Annotated in this window: 12 protein-coding genes, 1 tRNA gene and 2 rRNA genes (1 of these 15 cut by a window edge); 4 read left to right on the top strand and 11 right to left on the bottom strand. The window is 49.7% G+C overall.

Features of this window, described 5'->3' with window-relative positions:
* The 3 genes from QQM41_RS11145 to QQM41_RS11155 all read left to right on the top strand — a co-directional run.
* Positions 1-1791 (top strand): 23S ribosomal RNA (locus QQM41_RS11145); it begins 952 nt to the left of the window's first position.
* A 109-nt stretch (positions 1792-1900) separates the two neighbouring features.
* Positions 1901-2016: ribosomal RNA gene (rrf, locus tag QQM41_RS11150) — 5S ribosomal RNA — on the top strand.
* Positions 2017-2071: 55 nt separating this feature from the next.
* A tRNA-Met gene (locus QQM41_RS11155) sits at positions 2072-2148 on the top strand.
* A 360-nt stretch (positions 2149-2508) separates the two neighbouring features.
* Here QQM41_RS11155 and hchA read toward each other — a convergent pair.
* From hchA to QQM41_RS11205, 11 genes are all read right to left on the bottom strand, one after another.
* Positions 2509-3378: a glyoxalase III HchA gene (hchA, locus tag QQM41_RS11160; protein WP_339077147.1), complete on the bottom strand. Its 870-nt coding sequence runs from the start codon at positions 3376-3378 to the stop codon at positions 2509-2511.
* A 479-nt stretch (positions 3379-3857) separates the two neighbouring features.
* Positions 3858-4049 carry a transposase gene (locus QQM41_RS15725; RefSeq protein ID WP_408874585.1) on the bottom strand — a complete coding sequence of 64 codons (192 nt, stop codon included), beginning with the start codon at positions 4047-4049 and terminating at the stop codon, positions 3858-3860.
* An 84-nt stretch (positions 4050-4133) separates the two neighbouring features.
* Positions 4134-4888, bottom strand: a protein-coding gene (locus tag QQM41_RS11165) for an IS5 family transposase (protein WP_088365012.1) whose coding sequence is annotated in 2 segments (ribosomal slippage) — positions 4134-4558 and positions 4558-4888 — 756 coding nt in all. Because the reading frame shifts where the segments join, the coding sequence is not laid out codon by codon here.
* A 74-nt stretch (positions 4889-4962) separates the two neighbouring features.
* Positions 4963-5982, bottom strand: coding sequence for an IS481 family transposase (locus tag QQM41_RS11170; protein ID WP_339078108.1), 1020 nt, complete (start codon positions 5980-5982; stop codon positions 4963-4965).
* 212 nt (positions 5983-6194) lie between these two features.
* On the bottom strand, positions 6195-7445 hold the full coding sequence (locus tag QQM41_RS11175; RefSeq protein ID WP_012812328.1) for an IS701-like element IS1452 family transposase: 1251 nt from the start codon (positions 7443-7445) through the stop codon (positions 6195-6197).
* Positions 7446-7466: 21 nt separating this feature from the next.
* On the bottom strand, positions 7467-10400 hold the full coding sequence (locus tag QQM41_RS11180; RefSeq protein ID WP_339077148.1) for an outer membrane beta-barrel protein: 2934 nt from the start codon (positions 10398-10400) through the stop codon (positions 7467-7469).
* A gap of 277 nt (positions 10401-10677) precedes the next feature.
* Complete coding sequence (locus tag QQM41_RS11185; protein ID WP_339077149.1) at positions 10678-12276, bottom strand: alkaline phosphatase D family protein; 1599 nt, start codon at positions 12274-12276, stop codon at positions 10678-10680.
* A gap of 101 nt (positions 12277-12377) precedes the next feature.
* Positions 12378-13328, bottom strand: a complete 951-nt coding sequence (locus QQM41_RS11190) for a DUF4880 domain-containing protein (RefSeq protein ID WP_339077150.1) — start codon at positions 13326-13328, stop codon at positions 12378-12380.
* A complete protein-coding gene (locus tag QQM41_RS11195) occupies positions 13313-13417 on the bottom strand; it encodes a hypothetical protein (RefSeq protein WP_408874563.1) in 105 nt (34 codons plus the stop codon). Before QQM41_RS11195 ends, QQM41_RS11190 begins: the two co-directional genes overlap by 16 nt.
* A gap of 37 nt (positions 13418-13454) precedes the next feature.
* Positions 13455-14279, bottom strand: coding sequence for an IS5-like element IS12528 family transposase (locus QQM41_RS11200; protein ID WP_011251455.1), 825 nt, complete (start codon positions 14277-14279; stop codon positions 13455-13457).
* On the bottom strand, positions 14212-14709 hold the full coding sequence (locus QQM41_RS11205) for a transcriptional regulator (RefSeq protein ID WP_339077151.1): 498 nt from the start codon (positions 14707-14709) through the stop codon (positions 14212-14214). Before QQM41_RS11205 ends, QQM41_RS11200 begins: the two co-directional genes overlap by 68 nt.
* Positions 14710-15734: 1025 nt before the next feature.
* Here QQM41_RS11205 and QQM41_RS11210 point away from each other — a divergent pair.
* Positions 15735-16829, top strand: a complete 1095-nt coding sequence (locus QQM41_RS11210; protein ID WP_339077152.1) for an efflux RND transporter periplasmic adaptor subunit — start codon at positions 15735-15737, stop codon at positions 16827-16829.
* Positions 16830-16859 lie beyond the last annotated feature (30 nt).

Genomic DNA, 16859 nt, shown 5'->3' on the forward strand with positions numbered 1-16859 from the left:
CGAGAGGGAAACAGCCCAGACCACCAGCTAAGGCCCCCAAATCGTGGCTAAGTGGGAAAGGATGTGGGGATTCCATAACAACCAGGAGGTTGGCTTAGAAGCAGCCATCCTTTAAAGAAAGCGTAATAGCTCACTGGTCTAATAGAAACCCTGCGCCGAAAATGTAACGGGGCTCAAGCCACGTGCCGAAGCTGTGGGTGCATATCTATGATATGCGCGGTAGCGGAGCGTTCCGTAAGTCTGTGAAGGAGACGGGGTGACCCTCTCTGGAGATATCGGAAGTGCGAATGCTGACATGAGTAGCGACAAACAGTGCGAGAAACACTGTCGCCGAAAGTCCAAGGGTTCCTGCGCAAGGTTAATCCACGCAGGGTTAGTCGGCCCCTAAGGCGAGGGCGAGAGCCGTAGTCGATGGGAAACAGGTGAATATTCCTGTACCTGCCAGAAGTGACGAATGCGATATGTTGTCAGGTCTTAACGGATTGACCTGGCTTTTGGAGCATTCCAGGAAATAGCTCTGGCGTATAGACCGTACCCGAAACCGACACAGGTGGACTGGTAGAGAATACCAAGGCGCTTGAGAGAACGATGCTGAAGGAACTAGGCAAATTGCTCGTGTAACTTCGGGATAAGCGAGACCCGTTGGTGGGCAACCATTGGCGGGTGGCACAGACCAGGGGGTAGCGACTGTTTATTAAAAACACAGGACTCTGCGAAGTCGAAAGACGACGTATAGGGTCTGACGCCTGCCCGGTGCCGGAAGGTTAAGAGGAGGTGTGAGAGCGCTGAATTGAAGCCCCGGTAAACGGCGGCCGTAACTATAACGGTCCTAAGGTAGCGAAATTCCTTGTCGGGTAAGTTCCGACCTGCACGAATGGCGTAACGACTTCCCCGCTGTCTCCAGCATCGGCTCAGCGAAATTGAATTCCCCGTGAAGATGCGGGGTATCCGCGGTCAGACGGAAAGACCCTATGAACCTTTACTGCAGCTTTACAGTGGCATCAGAGACATTCTGTGTAGGATAGGTGGGAGGCTTTGAAGCAGGGGCGCCAGTTCCTGTGGAGCCATCCTTGAAATACCACCCTGAATTTTTCTGATGTCTAACCGTGGTCAGTTAGCCTGATCCGGGACCCTGTATGGTGGGCAGTTTGACTGGGGCGGTCGCCTCCCAAAGTGTAACGGAGGCGCGCGATGGTGGGCTCAGGCCGGTCGGAAACCGGCTGTTGAGTGCAATGGCATAAGCCCGCCTGACTGCGAGAGTGACAGCTCGAGCAGAGACGAAAGTCGGCCATAGTGATCCGGTGGTCCCGCGTGGAAGGGCCATCGCTCAACGGATAAAAGGTACTCTAGGGATAACAGGCTGATCTCCCCCAAGAGTCCACATCGACGGGGAGGTTTGGCACCTCGATGTCGGCTCATCACATCCTGGGGCTGGAGCAGGTCCCAAGGGTTCGGCTGTTCGCCGATTAAAGTGGTACGTGAGCTGGGTTTAGAACGTCGTGAGACAGTTCGGTCCCTATCTGCCGTGGATGTTGGAGACTTGAGAGGATTTGTCCCTAGTACGAGAGGACCGGGATGAACATACCTCTGGTGCACCGGTTGTCGCGCCAGCGGCACCGCCGGGTAGCTAAGTATGGAAGGGATAACCGCTGAAAGCATCTAAGCGGGAAACCCACCTCAAAACTAGGTCTCCCTGAGGGTCGTGGTAGACCACCACGTTAATAGGCCAGGTGTGAAAGCGTGGTAACACGTGCAGCTAACTGGTCCTAATCACCCAATAGGCTCACTCTCTTACTGTCCCCTTAAAAGGACAGCCCGTGCACAGAAATCATCCATATAACGCCTACTTCTTCATAACCAACCGTCCTCCACACACACCCTTACAGGGTGGACTGGATGACCTGGTGGCCATGGCGGGGAGAGATCCACCCGATCCCATCCCGAACTCGGCCGTGAAAACCCCCAGCGCCTATGATACTGTGGCTTAAGCCACGGGAAAGTCGGTCGCCGCCAGGTCTTCCAATCCACCCTACACAAATCTTACCCCTACAAATTTCAACACATCTTCAACCGCGGGGTGGAGCAGCCCGGTAGCTCGTCAGGCTCATAACCTGAAGGCCGCAGGTTCAAATCCTGCCCCCGCAACCACTTCCATCATAAATCTCTCATCATCAACTGCTGATCGCCATGAAATACGGGCTTATCAGACAGTTAGACGCGTCTCGACCCTCAAAAGCGGGTTGGGCAATCACCCGCGTCCATCCCACGCCATGGCCTACAGGGCCGCCTCAAATGGTTTCTCCGATCGTTTTCAATATTCATCGAAGGAACCAGATCAATGTATGAAGATCAGGAAATGCACGAGGAAATCCGTTTCGCTGATGCGGCAGGGGCAGGCTTCTATGCGCAGTGAAATGGCTCGTTACTTTATGCGGATACATCCGGCACATACTGGAGGGTTCCTTGGTCGCAAGCGATGGAATGTGCTTGCGACCGCAATAGCCAGTTTTATTTGTTGGCAGCCTCAAGCAGGACTTCAGCCGCCAGTTTGCCAAGATTGTTCGATGCCAGCGGGCTATCACCTGTCAGCAGGTGACGATCACGATGTATCTGACCGGTAATTCCCGTATTGACGATTTTCACGTTGTATTTCTGGAGATTTTCACCGACAAGCCACGCCATCGAACCCGGGATATAGCCGATGTCGATATTGGCTCCGGTATCCAGACTGTCTGGAAAGACGCACATCTCGTAGCCTTCATATGCAAACTTACCGCCATCAACTGCAGTAGCCAGTAGGCTGGCAGGCCCATGACAGAGCGAGATCGTGAAGCGCCCGTTGGCTTGTGCCCAGCGCAGGATATCACCGACCTGTTTGCTGAATGGCACACCATTGAGAACGCCATGACCACCTGGAATGAATACGCCAAGATACGGTGTTTCAGCGGTGAGACCTTCGCCTATCACATCAGCAAGCTTTTTTGGTGTTTTGAGCTGTTTTTCATATTTCTTGTAGATTGACTTGATGGCCTCATCTTCATGCGGGAAGGCCCACCATTCGAGCTTGACCGGATCGCCGGAAATGGTCGCAATATCGATATCAAATCCCGCCGCATCTAGATGATACATGGGCAGAAGCATTTCGACTGGATGATTGCCGGTCGAGAAGAACTCGCCGCCTTTCATCATCAGATACCTTTCCTGAGTGCCGATCATCAGGATTTTCCACTTTCCTCCCGTATAGGGCTTGGGATAGGCGGCACCATCAAAATCGGTCTTTGAAGACGTGTATTGAGTCAGGGAATATTCCGACGGGAAGAAGGCGTTTTCCTCTGCCCGATCGGGCACCGGCGTACGGCTTAGCTGTTTATCGCTCATGAGTGTTCTCCTGTTGTTAGCCTGTTGCGAGCGAGCAACTTACGATCAGACCTCGCGGTGTCCTCACTCAGAAAGCGCGGCAGGGTATGCAGGCAACCATACGGTGTTTCACAGTAAAGATGAATGAGGGAAATTATTCACCTGCTGAAAGGACGGCCTTTCTAGAGCAGGCTGTGGCTATCTGTTCCCTTCAACAGGTCTCACCAGAAGAGGTGAAGTGCTATTTTGAGACCAAGGCGAATGGAAGTTTCATGCTTGGTGTCGGCAGTTTTCAGGAGGCACTGTTGTGAACCGGTCTGTGATTGTGTCCAAGAAATGTAGGATGTGGAATTATCCGGACGACCAACAGTTTTTCGGCATTGTGGAGGGAAAGAGATGAGCCGGGAGGTTCTGCAGGCATTTTTTCGAAGCAAACGTAACTGATATCGAACCCGTGGTTCTGACGGATAGTAAGGCAACAATGGCAGAAACCGCTCAGTTTACAGGAAAAGCAAATTGCCAACACGCGGCCGCATCATCCATGTGTGCCGCCACGGACAACCAACGCGCAGAACACAAAGCATTCCGTTGAGAAACAGACGATTATCCTGTGCAAGCTGGAACCAGTGGCTACGTTCCGGCAGCAGATTGCTAATAATCGTCCATTCTTTGTCCGTCAGGTCGCCACGTATTCACTGCTCTCTGTAAAGAACAGCTTTGAATCTCATGGTTGGAAAATTGAAAAGATATTTTTCAACATGATCTACAGCGTGTCGTCAGTTAAGCAGGATGATGATTGAGGCGAACTGCACGGCTGCGAGGAAGGTCGATTTCAGTTTATCGTAGCGGGTTGCGATAGCGCGAAACTGCTTGAGTTTATTGAAGAACCTCTCAACAAGGTTCCGTTCGCGGTAGAGAGAAAAATCGGTTTTCCGTCGTGTCGTTCTGCTGCGTTTTGGCGGGATGACCGGGGTAATCCCGCGCTGTATCAGCCGATCGATCAACCTGTCCGCGTCATACGCCTTGTCAGCAAGGAAAGCCTCCGGGTCGATGTTTTCCAGAAGCGGTTCCGCCTGGGTGATATCGGCATCCTGTCCCGGTGTGATGCCGAGTTCCACCGGATTGCCCAGAGCGTCGCAGATGGCATGGATCTTTGTAGTCAACCCGCCTCGTGATCGTCCGATGGCCTGATCCGTACCCCTTTTTTGAGAGCTCCTGCACTATGCTGATGCGCCCGGACAATTGTGCTGTCGATCATCATGTATTCGTTGTCGTGATCAGCGGCCAGATAACGAAATATCCGTTCGATGACGCCGCTTTCACACCAGCGGCGCAGACGCCGGTGCACGTTTTTCCAGTCCCCGAAACGGGCAGGAAGGTCGCGCCATGGAATGCCCGCGCGATAGCGATACAGCACCGCCTCCACGAACAGACGGTTGTCCGCCGCAGTGCCGCCGACATAGCCTTCTCGACCGGGAAGAAGATCCTTTATCCGCTCCCACTGGTCATCGCGTAAACTATAGCGCCGCATCTCTCTGTCTCCTCCAAAAAACGGGAAAACAGTCAGCACACGCAGACACAAACTACAACCCTCACGTGCCACACTCAGGGCTTAACTGACGACACGCCGTAGCTGTCAGGTTGTGAGACGTCATTGGCGTAATCAAGGATTTCGTCGACCTGTTTCATGATGTCACGACCAGCCGGTTTGATATAGTCTTGATTACGTGACGCGGGATGTTTTTCAAGCCATGAGATGATGCATTGGGCGGGAGCGATGCCGCCCAGAACACGCTGCGGGCGATGATTGTAGGCGAAACAGAAGCCTCTGAGCAGAATTTCCAGATCTTCATGGTTTGAGACACAGACCTGCAGTACTTCTGTAGCGACACGGCCATTGAAGCGTTCCACCATTCCATTGGTCTGAGGGGAGTAAGCCTTGGTCCGGCGTCGGTCGATTCCCATGTCATGACAGGCTTTTTCGAAGGCGTCCGCTGTAAAGCAGGAGCCACGATCGGTCAGGATATGGGTGATCCGGAAAGGAAAGGCCGATTTGACGGCATTGAGGAAATCAACGGAATTATCCGCATTTTCCGCGTCATAAACAGCCAGGTGCACTGAACGGGAACAGCGATCGATGGCGACATACAGAAAACGTTTCCGCCGGTCCCCATCTGCTGTCTGTAATTTTGGCAGATGTTTCACATCGATATGGACATAACCGGGATCGTAATCGCGGAACTTTCCCTGTCCCCGAACTGGTCCGGCCTTTGGAACAGGAGGCAGCCTGTTCAATCCGGCGTCTTTCAGTATCCGCCAGATATTGTCCCGGTTCAGATGCGGCAGGAAATGCCGTAAGACAAAGGTCAGATCATCCAGACCAAAACCGGTAGAACGCCGAAGCTGACAGACAATGGCGCGCTCCTCCTCCGAGGCTTTCCAGGCCAGCCTCCAGGGACGGCTGCTGCGGTCCTGACAGGCGTCCGAACCACGCCTGCGCCACTTACGGACTGTTTCATCGCTGATCCCGTAGCGTCTGGCGAGCACGGATGTCGGTTCTGACGAACGAGCTATCTCAGCCCGGACAGCCGGTGTCGTGCGTGCCTGTGGGTGGATCTGAAGCATCATTCGGTCTCCCTGCAAACGGAAGAAAACAACGAAGCATAACGCGGTATCGCCCACGCTACATCATCCCAATGACGTCTCACAACCTGACACGTAGCACTACAGTTGCATTTTGTGTCGTGAGTGAGCGCGGATAGCACTGGCCTGATGCGTTCGTCGAAAGACGGACCATCTGAGGATGTGAGAGACGGGTAGTCTGCGTTGTGCAAGTTTTACGACGAGGCGCCTGATCTCCTGAATGGACCAGCGGACAAGGACTGTCGTGTTCTGAGTTGTGTTTTTTTCGGTTTCAGTGAGTTTGCCTGGTAACGGACACTGGCCATGACGGCATAGGCCAGCATGACCAGAGAGACATGCCGATGCCAACCATGCCAGGAGCGGGTCTCGTTATGATCAAGACCAAATTCGTTTTTGGCCGTCTCGAACCCTTCTTCGATCCTCCAGCGCGTCCCTTCAACGTTCACCAGTTCCTGCGTGGTTGTCCCTTTCGGGCTCCAGGTCGTAAAATAGGCAAGGTCCCCGTCAGCGATGTTTCGGCGGATCAACAGGCCACGTGTCCATGGTCCGGCTATAGGGCAGTCAAATTCTTCAGCATCCAGATCAGCAAGCGGAAGATACGCCCAGTCATAAAGTCGCTCACCTTTTGTGCCGTGCCCCGCTGACAGACGACGCCAGGCCTGGTCTGGCAGTCCTGCTGCAATATCTTTCGCCTCTCCGGCAATCAGCGGTTCCGTTGCCCATGATCCGAACCAGTGATTGCCCTTGACCCCAAGCACATATCCAATTCCTGCCCGGCGAAGCGTGCGTTCTACGTCGCCCACGCCATACACGCTGTCTGCTGCAACCCAGCGGAACGGCACACCGGCCTCAATACTTCGCTCAATCATCATCGAGGCTAACGCCGGTTTGGTTGCAAACACCACGTCATCGGGAACGTGGGCCCGCTTCAGACGCTCAGGCTTTGATGTCCAGTCTTTCGGGAGATACAGGGCGCGGTCAATAAAGGCATGCCCCCGTTCCGAAACATAAGCGCCAAACACACCAATCTGGCAGTTCGTGATCTTGCCGGCAGATCCCGTATACTGCCGCCCCACACCGCAGGACGCCTGACCCTTCTTCAGAAAACCGGTCTCATCAATGACCAGCACGCCCTCTTCAGTGCCCAGATGCTCAATCACATAATCCCTGACGACGTCACGAAGGGCATCGGCATCCCAGTGCCCGCGTCCCAGAAGCGCCTGCTGCCGCCATGGACCAGGATCTCCTGCGGCTTCCGCTCGCATCCATCCCGTCTTGCGTGGTTCATTGCCAATCAAAACATCAAGAAAAGCACAGGCCGAATCTACGACACGTTTTTGCGTGAACAGCGGCGCCATCCGATCCTTGGCGGACCGAAGCGAGCGCGCCCATAATTCCAGCGTCTCTTCAACAGACGTACCGCCACTCATCATATCCTGAATCATGGTTACCCATAGATTCAGAACTCAACACAAAATGCAACTGTAGTGGTAGTTGAAAACTACATGAAAATAGACTGCGCGCCCATAATTGTCCCGCTCGTCGGCATATTGCAAATGGTTTCCTGTAACATAGGTCGGTTGATAATTCGCTAAATTCATTACTTCATATTTTAATGTAATTCCCGGGAATATCTGATGCCAAAAACCTAGGTTGAAAGTAAGAAAGTTTCCAAATCCGTCTGATGCACCCGGGGTTGCTCCAAAGGATGTGAAATATTTCCCGGAATAATTGACAGTGGTACGAAGTGCGCCTTTTATTTGTGGAATATGCCATGTGAGCATGCCATTTGCGACAAAGTTAGGCTGGTAAATCATTGCGTTATATTTGTATGTCGTGCCACCAGATGAATAACTTTCATGTCCTTGAAGCCATGTCACGTTGGCTTGTAGATCAAGTATCTGGCTAAAAACATGTAGGTTTCTATTTACCACATTGAATTCCAACCCCATAACACCTGCAGAGTTGGCGTTCATCGGGCTGATGACCTCATAGTTCGTACCATTCTGGGTATAAAGACCACGACTGGTAATAATATCGTCTTTGATCCATTTGCTGAAAAATGCCAGGCTCACCATGCCGTTTCCTCGGTTGAACCATTTATCAACGGAAACATCAAAGTTGTGGGAACGGCGGGGTTTAAGATGGGCATTCCCCATGGTCAGTGTGCAATCTGCTCCTCCTGAATCGTTATCGCCGCAACTTTCAGATGCTGCCATGGCGATCTGTCCGGGGGCAGGGCGACCGAGAGACTGACTGTAAGAAGCGTGGACTGTGACATCATGTGGAAAGTGATGCACGGCATCAAATGAAGGCAACGGGTTGATGTAAGATCCAGGTTGTTTTGTGTAACCGGATGAAACTGTTTGAGCTGCGCTGTTGATTTGCGGCGTCCAGCCAGCGTAGTTCGTTGCATCAGCTCTTACACCAGCAATCAGTGTCGTGTTTTTCCACGCATAATGCATCGAGACGTAGCCATCAAAGATATTTTCGCGATATTTGTAGTTAGATATACCGCTATTATATAAAGATTTTTTCTGATCTGCTGCTAAAGTTGGCCACGGAAATTTGTAACCATTTGGACCAATAAATGTTTCTGGATATGTATTCAGCCACGGCACATGATCGGTTTGTAGCATCTGGTTACTGAAATTTTCTTTACTGTTATAATAAGTCTGTTCTTCATCGTGGTCCAGCGTCAGTTCTCGCCACTGGAAACCACTCATTATGCCAAAGCCTTTGTCGTGTTTATCGGTGTTCCATCCGTAGTCCAGGCGGACAGTCGGAATACGTTCCGATGCTTTTTCCCATGTCTGGTAAGAGCCATCATTATAGAGATTCCATGTTGATGTCTGGGCTGCAGAAGGATTTGACAAGCCGCTCTGGCTCCACATGTAGTCCTGATTTGGATACCCTGAGTAACTGGCTAGCAGGTTTTTGGGATAAGCCCGCGCGGCAATATATGGTTGATAATCACTGTAGTCCTCCATTGTATAGCCGGCACGTAATACAATGCTGTGCTTATCTTTATGCCAGTCGACATGGCCAATAATGCCGCTGTTTTGCCGATGCCAGTCATTCTGTCGACGGCGTACATACATGCTATTGACGGGAATATCGGAACTGTCGCTGCCAATCCCCATGTCCTTCAGATTATAATCTTCCTTGTCCATTACGGAATGTTCCCAGCGGGCGTAGGACCAACCCATAAGTGATACATTAAGGTTTTTGCCAGTTGGTTTCCATTCTAGCTTGCCTGATCCACCGAGATTAGTGACGTCATTTGCGTATTCCCCAGTGGAATACTGGCTTGGACGAACGTGGCCATTCCATGAACTATCAGGAGTACTGTCGCTGGCGCCATCCATATTGTCGTAATAATAACTTTGCCAGTTCTTGGTCGTATTACGTGCGCGGTTCTGGTACCGCATAGACATGACAATACCGAATTCTTTATCTTTACCAAATGTGTCGGAAAACGTGCCCTTGGCACCTTCACCCATATGAGGGGAATATCCCCCTAGACCGTTAGCGCCCACACCGCCGCGCTTGCTTGACCATATACCATATGCATCAACGTATTTATAAAGCCCCTTATGATCGAAGGCGCTCATAGGTATCATATCGATCACACCACCGATGGCATCGCCGTCCTGCTCTGCTGTAAAGCTTTTGTATACATTGGTGCGTGACGTCATTTCAGAAGGAATGTCTTGCAGATTAATGCGTCTTGTGCCGCCAGATCCACTTTCCCCAATTGAAGCAATTGTTACGCCGTCCATTGTGGTATGATTGAGGTCTGGACTGATCCCTCGGATACTTACGTAGCGAGGCTCATCTCCATCGGTAATGCCTGTGACGCCGGGTAATTGAATGACCGATTGGGCAACTGATGAAACTCCGCCCAGATTTTCAAAAGGATCATATGCCACGGAATCCATGATAATGTTGGATGTACGCTTTTCACTCTGGCTTTTTCGGTGACCTGTAACGAACATTTTTTCGATATCATTGATCCCATTCTTCGGGACGCGATCTGAGGTGGAGGTTTTCCGTGCCGTTTTTTTGGGAACCGTTGGTGCTGGATGAATAATAAAACCGCCATTTGGTACTGTTTCAACACTAAGGCCTGTGCGGTTTAACAGACGTTTTATAGCTTCCGAAGAAGTCATATTTCCATTGACAGCTGGTGCTTTCAGGTTGGCCACCTGTTCAGGTGTAAAGACAATATTTTCTCCTGTCTGCCTTCCTAGTGTTTCTAAGGCCTGTGCCATTGGTTGACTGGCAATATGGATTGACGTGGCATTTGCGTTTGAACACAGGAGGGAAGCCCACAAGCTCGCTGATCCTGTGGTTAAGAGTAAAAATGAACGAAAAGCACACAGGTTGCGGGTTGTCATATGTCATGTTTCCTAAAGCTCTGCACCAAAGGTGGTCATGACAGGTAGACAATCGGGAAGTGCCTTTCCTCATCACCGAGTAGGATGTTTCATTAAACTGTCACAAATATTGTAATGTATAATACTGAAACTTATTTTGTTTTATTTAATAAAAATCCATATGATTCTTAATGAGATATATAGAATCATATGGATTTAGAAATCTAATTATATATAAACGAGAATGTCGATGTAATAATTTTAAGAATGATGATTTCTACAAAATCCTGTTTTTTATTCAGGATTTTTGTAAAACCGGTTTCCCGCGTTCTACCGCAAAACTGGCATAGGTAGAAAGATTTCCATTCTGTTCCATAACCTTGTCCAGCACTTTGAGATCAGCTGTCCATAGGTCGCGTCCTACATCACATACAACATAACCGCGTTGATCTGTCGTTGCTAACAATTGGGGATTTTCACGACGAACCGAGCGGCTGAAATGATCATTATCACCTAATCCATCAGATCCAGAGGAAATAGATGTTGCCAGAAATTCGACAGAGACGGGCTTAATATGGTCGGTGTCATAGGAAAGATTGCCGGCAAAATGTCGATGCGCGTCACCTGTAACGTTTACAACATTGCCAGGACAATGCTGTTCAATGAATTGAAGCAATCGGTTGCGACTGTACATATAGCCAGACCATTGATCCATACTATAAACAAGTTCGGAATGATCTGATTTACGATGTGCCAGATTCATCATCATGACTTGATGAGCCAGCAAGTTCCATCTGGTATCAGAGCGTGCCAGACCATCGAATAACCATTGTTCTTGTTCTGCTCCCATCATGGTGCGGCTTGGAGACCAGACATCAGCACCTTGTGTTGCTGTTTGGTCGCCATATGCCTGATCACTACGATATTGGCGTGTATCCAGAACGAAAGTATTCATCAGGTCACCATAACGAAGGTTTCGATATATTCGCATATGGCTCCCATCAGGCATGGAACTAAGGCGCAGTGGCATATGCTCGTAGTAAGCTTGCATAGCGGACTCTCGCCGTAGACGAAAAATATCAGGAGGTGTGCCGTCCTGATCGCTATCGCCAGCCCAGTTGTTATCTACTTCATGGTCATCAAATGTCACAATCCACGGAACAGCGGCATGGGCTGCTTGTAAATCTTCGTCTGTTTTGTACTGCGCATAACGGCGACGGTATTCGTCTAAGGAATAGCATTCAGGTCCGATATGTCGTCGGAGTGCCTTAAATGGCTGGCCGTTGAGAGTGTGTATGCCGTCCTTTTTATCTCCTCCTTCATAAATGTAGTCACCATAATGGAAAACAAAATCAACCGGTTCGTTGGCGATGTGGCGCCATGCGGTATAATAGCCTTCTTCATAATGTTGGCAGCCTGCGGCAGCGAAGCGGACACGGGTTGGAGAGGTGTTGAATTGTGGGAATGTGTGACTGCGCCCAATTGTGCTGTCATAACCCGCAATATGAAACCGGTACCAATAGGGACGATCGGGTTTCAAACCTGTCACTTCTACGTGGACAGAATGTGCCAGTTCTGGATGTGCTAACGCCTGTCCTTTACGCACAATCCGCGAGAGACGTTCATCTTCTCCTATTTCCCAATTTACCAGCATGGGCCGGTTATGTTTTATGCCAGCATCAAGATGGAGCGGATTGGGAGCTAGACGTGTCCAGATTACGAACCCATCGGGGGAGGGGTCACCAGATGCAATGCCCAACTGAAAAGGAGAGGTATCAAATTTAGGTTTTTCATCCAGATTACGCGGATTTGCTGCATGGAGAGCCTTTATTCGACTTGCAAATAGCAGTCCCGCTCCAAATCCTGCCAGTATATCCCTGCGGTTGAGAAAGGCCATAATGGGAAATCCTTGTTTAAATATGATGAGGATACTCTGATATATAAGACAAGTAAGGGGGTATATTTCCTCATTGAATGAAAAGGAGTTTCATAAAAATGTCATGCAGGAAGAAGTGTTATGCCATTTGTGTTATTTACCAACCGAATTGGTAACAGGCGAACAAGCATTTGTAGGAAAGCATTGCCACGGGCAATATAGTAAACACCACTCAATGGCCGATTAATTAAAAGAGGGGCATCAAGCTTTATTTTCTGCGGTATATAGCGGTTAATTTCGGTTATAACTTCCCATAGCGGACGATTTCGAAATATCAGTCTTCCTTCTTGCCACGATAGTAGCGTGTCAATTTCAGGGTAGTCACTGTGTAAATGTCCATCAGCAAAAAAACGTAGTCTTTGTCCTGGTTGTAGCCACGCGCCAGACGCAGGCAGATGTTCACTGCGAACCAATATTTTGTCTTGTAAGGCAGTTACGTGCACACAGTCAGGGGCAATGCGTATGTTGGTTGATGCGTGTAATTGCAAATAAACGCTGGTATGAGCAGCAATAACCCATAAAGTAGAAGCTGCGGCAGATGCTGATAAAATTACCTGACCTTTTTCTAGCCGACAACATTGGCTATCAGGAATAAAGGCAAGTTTGGTATCAGTATCCATTTGACAGCATATTTTCCCGCCCAGAGTAAAGGTGGAAATATCCCCGGTTTTAGTTTGCAAAAGTTGAGTAGCTTGAACTTTTTGTCCAAGAGGAGAAAGCATCAAAACGCTTGTTCCAAGACAAGCGAGTGCAGTGCGCCGATTTAACAGGATGTTGTTTTTTCTTGCAACTGGAATGGTAGGAAGCATTGTTTGCGGGGCACCTGCTCCGAGCTCCCAAATTTCAGTCAAATGCTGGAATTCTGTTGCGTGATCCTGGCTGTCAGCCAGCCACTTTTGAAACGCCTCTTTTTCTGCGTCTGTACAATTTTCCGAATGTAGCCGTGTAATCCAGTAAGCTGCATGATGTCGGATGGTAGAATATCTTGTGAAGTAATTCACTGTTCCATCCACGATGAAAGAAATGTCAGAGCTTTTATGATATGTTTTTCCACACTGCTGGAACTGATATTTAGTAAATCTGCTATATCACGATATTTCATTTTTTTTATACGATGCAGTAAGTGCCCTTTTGGAAATTCACGGATGAGCGTTTCGGCGTAGCATGAGGCTTCCCATGGCGATGTGGATCATGGCCTCTGCGACGTCGATCCGCTGTTCGTAGTCCTTCACAAGGCGACGCCAGCGGATCATCCAACCGAAGGTCCGTTCCACAACCCACCGACGCGGCAGGATTTCAAACCCTTTTGCTGTCTCTGACCGCCGGATGATCTCGACTGTGAAGTCGAGAAAAGTGGCCTTATCCATCAACTGGAGGCGGTCATAGGCTCCATCGGCAAACAGGTGCTTCACCCAAGGCCAGCGTTTACGAATGGCATCAAGGATCATCTGCCCTCCTGCACTGTCCGAAATATCGGCTGTTGTCAGCTGAACCAGGAGAAGGCGGCCATCCGTATCAACTGCGATGTGACGTTTCCGACCGACGATCTTCTTGCCTGCGTCATAACCACGTGTCTTTGCGTGGGGTGCCTTGATACTCTGGCTATCAATGACACCACCCGATGGACTGGTTTCGCGTCCTGCCGCTTCACGATCGAGCATCAGACAGACATCATGAATGGTCTGGAACAGGAAACGGCGCATCAGCCTGCGGAACCACCAGTAAACCGTTTGCCATGGGCCAAAATGAACCGGAAGCATCTCCCAACCGCAGCCTGAGCGCACGAGATAGCGCAGAGCATTGATGATCTCACGGAAATCGGTTGTCCGTTTCCGACCACGCCGGTTCGCAGGGGGCATCAGAGGCGCTATGCGCTCCCATTCCTCATCTGTCAGATCAGACGGATAGCGTTTCGTCTTGCGTGTAATTCCGGCCATGCGGCCTCGTTGTGCTGGCGTCCACATCCTGCCTTTGAATCACGCTCAAAACCTCTTGAAAACCTATCATAGCGAATTTCCAAAAGGGCTCTAAGAAAACCTGACGTGTTCGTTCTGGAAGTTGCTGACATCCAGCATAGAAATGTTCCAGTTTTTGACGGCTTTCATAAGCCTCCTCCTGTGATGGTCTGGCATCACGAACATCAATTAATATATCTTCCCAACTTACGGACGCGATCTGACTCACTTGTTCGCGTTTACGCGTATTATGCGAGAGATTAAGCGCACTGCGGGTAATATAAGCTTCTGGATGTTCAATACTTCCTTCTGGTCGCTCCAGGTAATTCACAATGGCACTTTGCAGATGATCCTCTGCATCCTTTCTGCGTGTCAGTACACGTACTCGACGGCATAGACGTAACCAGTCCTGCCGACGTGGTAACCAATTTTCCGTCAACAGTTTCCTCGCCTCGTTGGGGACACCGAAAGAGATTGCTGCTGTGTAATGTATTTTTCATGAAAATATTTGTGACAATTTTATAAAAACTGTGAAAAATTATACCATATTGTAATATTTGATAAGAAATTATCTTCTTATGCTCAACAATGGGTTATGGAAAGGTCAAGTGGTTCATACAAAAAAGTGGTCTATTTTTTTTATTTATGAATAATACTGTAAAAGTGGTTTGAATATTAAAATGTAAATATATTTACAGGAAATGTAACAAGTATATCTTGAGGGCGGATATATGACACTTCTTGAGATGTTATCTCGCCTCTTCAACCGTCTCGGTAACGCCGTATGAAGTTTTCTGCCTGTGCAATTGTATGTTCCAGTTCCTCATAGTTTAGGGGGGGGTAGGTACTGGCCCGAAAGGCTTGATGTCCAGATTACCGTTTTTTCTCGGTCAATCCGGTTTCCTTCCGGGATGTGGTCTTTGAGCAGGGCGGACGATCTCGCGCAGAGGTTTAAGTTCTTTCAGGGAAACAGTCGGTATGCTGTCCGATGCGTGACTTCAACGATCAGACCATCTTGCGAGACGATACCGTATCGTATAATTAAAAGAGTAATTTACTCAGAGGGTAGTATGACGGTGATGATAAGAGGATTCAAAAATACGGGTTGTCTCGACAGTAATCCCTCTGAAAAGCCGAAAGTTTTTATTTTAAAACAGTCAACGGTTTGTCTGAAGAGTAATGTTTCACAAATATCTTTGTTGAATAGATTGCGACGCATGGCAAGTCAGTAATACAGCGAGTTTATCGTTGGTTTTTCGTCTTGCGGAAAAGTTTGCTCAAAAACCGTTATTGCAGAATGGCATACTCTGGTAACGCGTGTGGATGCATATATTTTGATCCGATTGGGAAGAAGATGGGAAAGCTCCTTTAGGACTACCTCAAAATCTGACCTTTTGAAGGAGCCATTTTCATGACCGGGCTACTGACTCAACCTATTTCTGATTGCGCAAGGACAGAATACCGATGAGCCAGCGCATCTTGTCGTATGGAACCTGTGCTTATGTTTTGTTGCTTGTTCCTTTAGCTGCATGCCACAAGAAAGCTCCTGCACCGGAAATCAGGCCTGTACGCTCTATTTTGGTGCATCCCAGCAGAGATGGAAATGAGGAGTTTCTGACAGGGCAGGTTGCGCCGCATCGTGTCGTTAATCTTTCGTTTCGCTTACCCGGCAAAATTGTGGAACGGAAAGTAGCGGTTGGCGATGGCGTGCACGCAGGACAATTGCTTGCCCGCCTGGATGATACGGAATCCCGCCAGACATTGCGTGCTGCCACGGCCGATGCACAGGCTGCCGAGGCAGCTTTGGCGCAGGCAACACCGTTGCAGAAGCGCGCCACAGCGCTTCTGCCTGATCATGCCATTTCGCGAAATGATTATGACGAGGCCATTCTGCGCTACCGTACGTCTCGCGAAGCAGTGCAATCCACGGAAGCGCGTGAACGCATTGCACGGGAGGAACTGGATCATACCCGCCTGATCGCAAATACAGATGGCGTAATTACGGAGCGCCTAGCTGAGGTGGGAGAGGTTGTTTCCGCTGGTCAGACAATTCTGCGTATGGCTGAAGCTGCGGGCCGTGATGCGCAGTTTGATATATCAGGAGATATCCTGCGTTCCGGCCTTACAACCGGTGCTATTATGGATGTGTGTCTGGATGCAAACCGACATGTTTGCTCACAAGGCACACTTTACGAACTGGCACCGGATGCTGATCCGCTAACCCGTAATTATCATGCAAAGGTACTTCTTCAGACACCGCCGCGGGGCATGACATTGGGTTCCGTGGTGATCGGGCATCTGGCCGATGCATCCGGCCAGAATATCCACCTGCCTCCCTCAGCCCTTACCGCACAAAACGGCAAACCGGCAGTGTGGGTTATTAACTCTCAGACAATGACCGTGACCTTACGTTCGATTGAGGTTTCTCGCTATGCGGCCAATGATGTCACGGTAGCTTCCGGCCTCCATGAGGGAGAGCGCGTTGTAACGGCAGGCGTGCAGGCCTTGTATCCCAACCAGAAGATTACCCTGCTGGATGATGCTGATGTCCGTCCCTGATAATGCACTACCCCCTGAAGAAACTGGTTC

The organism is Acetobacter sp. AC2005 (genome assembly GCF_037901235.1).
GTDB classification, from domain to species: domain Bacteria; phylum Pseudomonadota; class Alphaproteobacteria; order Acetobacterales; family Acetobacteraceae; genus Acetobacter; species Acetobacter oryzoeni.

Coding starts and splice junctions, on each gene's coding strand:
- hchA (WP_339077147.1), bottom strand. CDS start 3,378: ATGAGCGATAAACAGCTAAGCCGTACGCCGGTGCCCGATCGGGCAGAG.
- QQM41_RS11175 (WP_012812328.1), bottom strand. CDS start 7,445: ATGATTCAGGATATGATGAGTGGCGGTACGTCTGTTGAAGAGACGCTG.
- QQM41_RS11200 (WP_011251455.1), bottom strand. CDS start 14,279: ATGTGGACGCCAGCACAACGAGGCCGCATGGCCGGAATTACACGCAAG.
- QQM41_RS11185 (WP_339077149.1), bottom strand. CDS start 12,276: ATGGCCTTTCTCAACCGCAGGGATATACTGGCAGGATTTGGAGCGGGA.
- QQM41_RS11180 (WP_339077148.1), bottom strand. CDS start 10,400: ATGACAACCCGCAACCTGTGTGCTTTTCGTTCATTTTTACTCTTAACC.
- QQM41_RS11210 (WP_339077152.1), top strand. CDS start 15,735: ATGAGCCAGCGCATCTTGTCGTATGGAACCTGTGCTTATGTTTTGTTG.
- QQM41_RS11170 (WP_339078108.1), bottom strand. CDS start 5,982: ATGCTTCAGATCCACCCACAGGCACGCACGACACCGGCTGTCCGGGCT.
- QQM41_RS11195 (WP_408874563.1), bottom strand. CDS start 13,417: ATGAAATATCGTGATATAGCAGATTTACTAAATATCAGTTCCAGCAGT.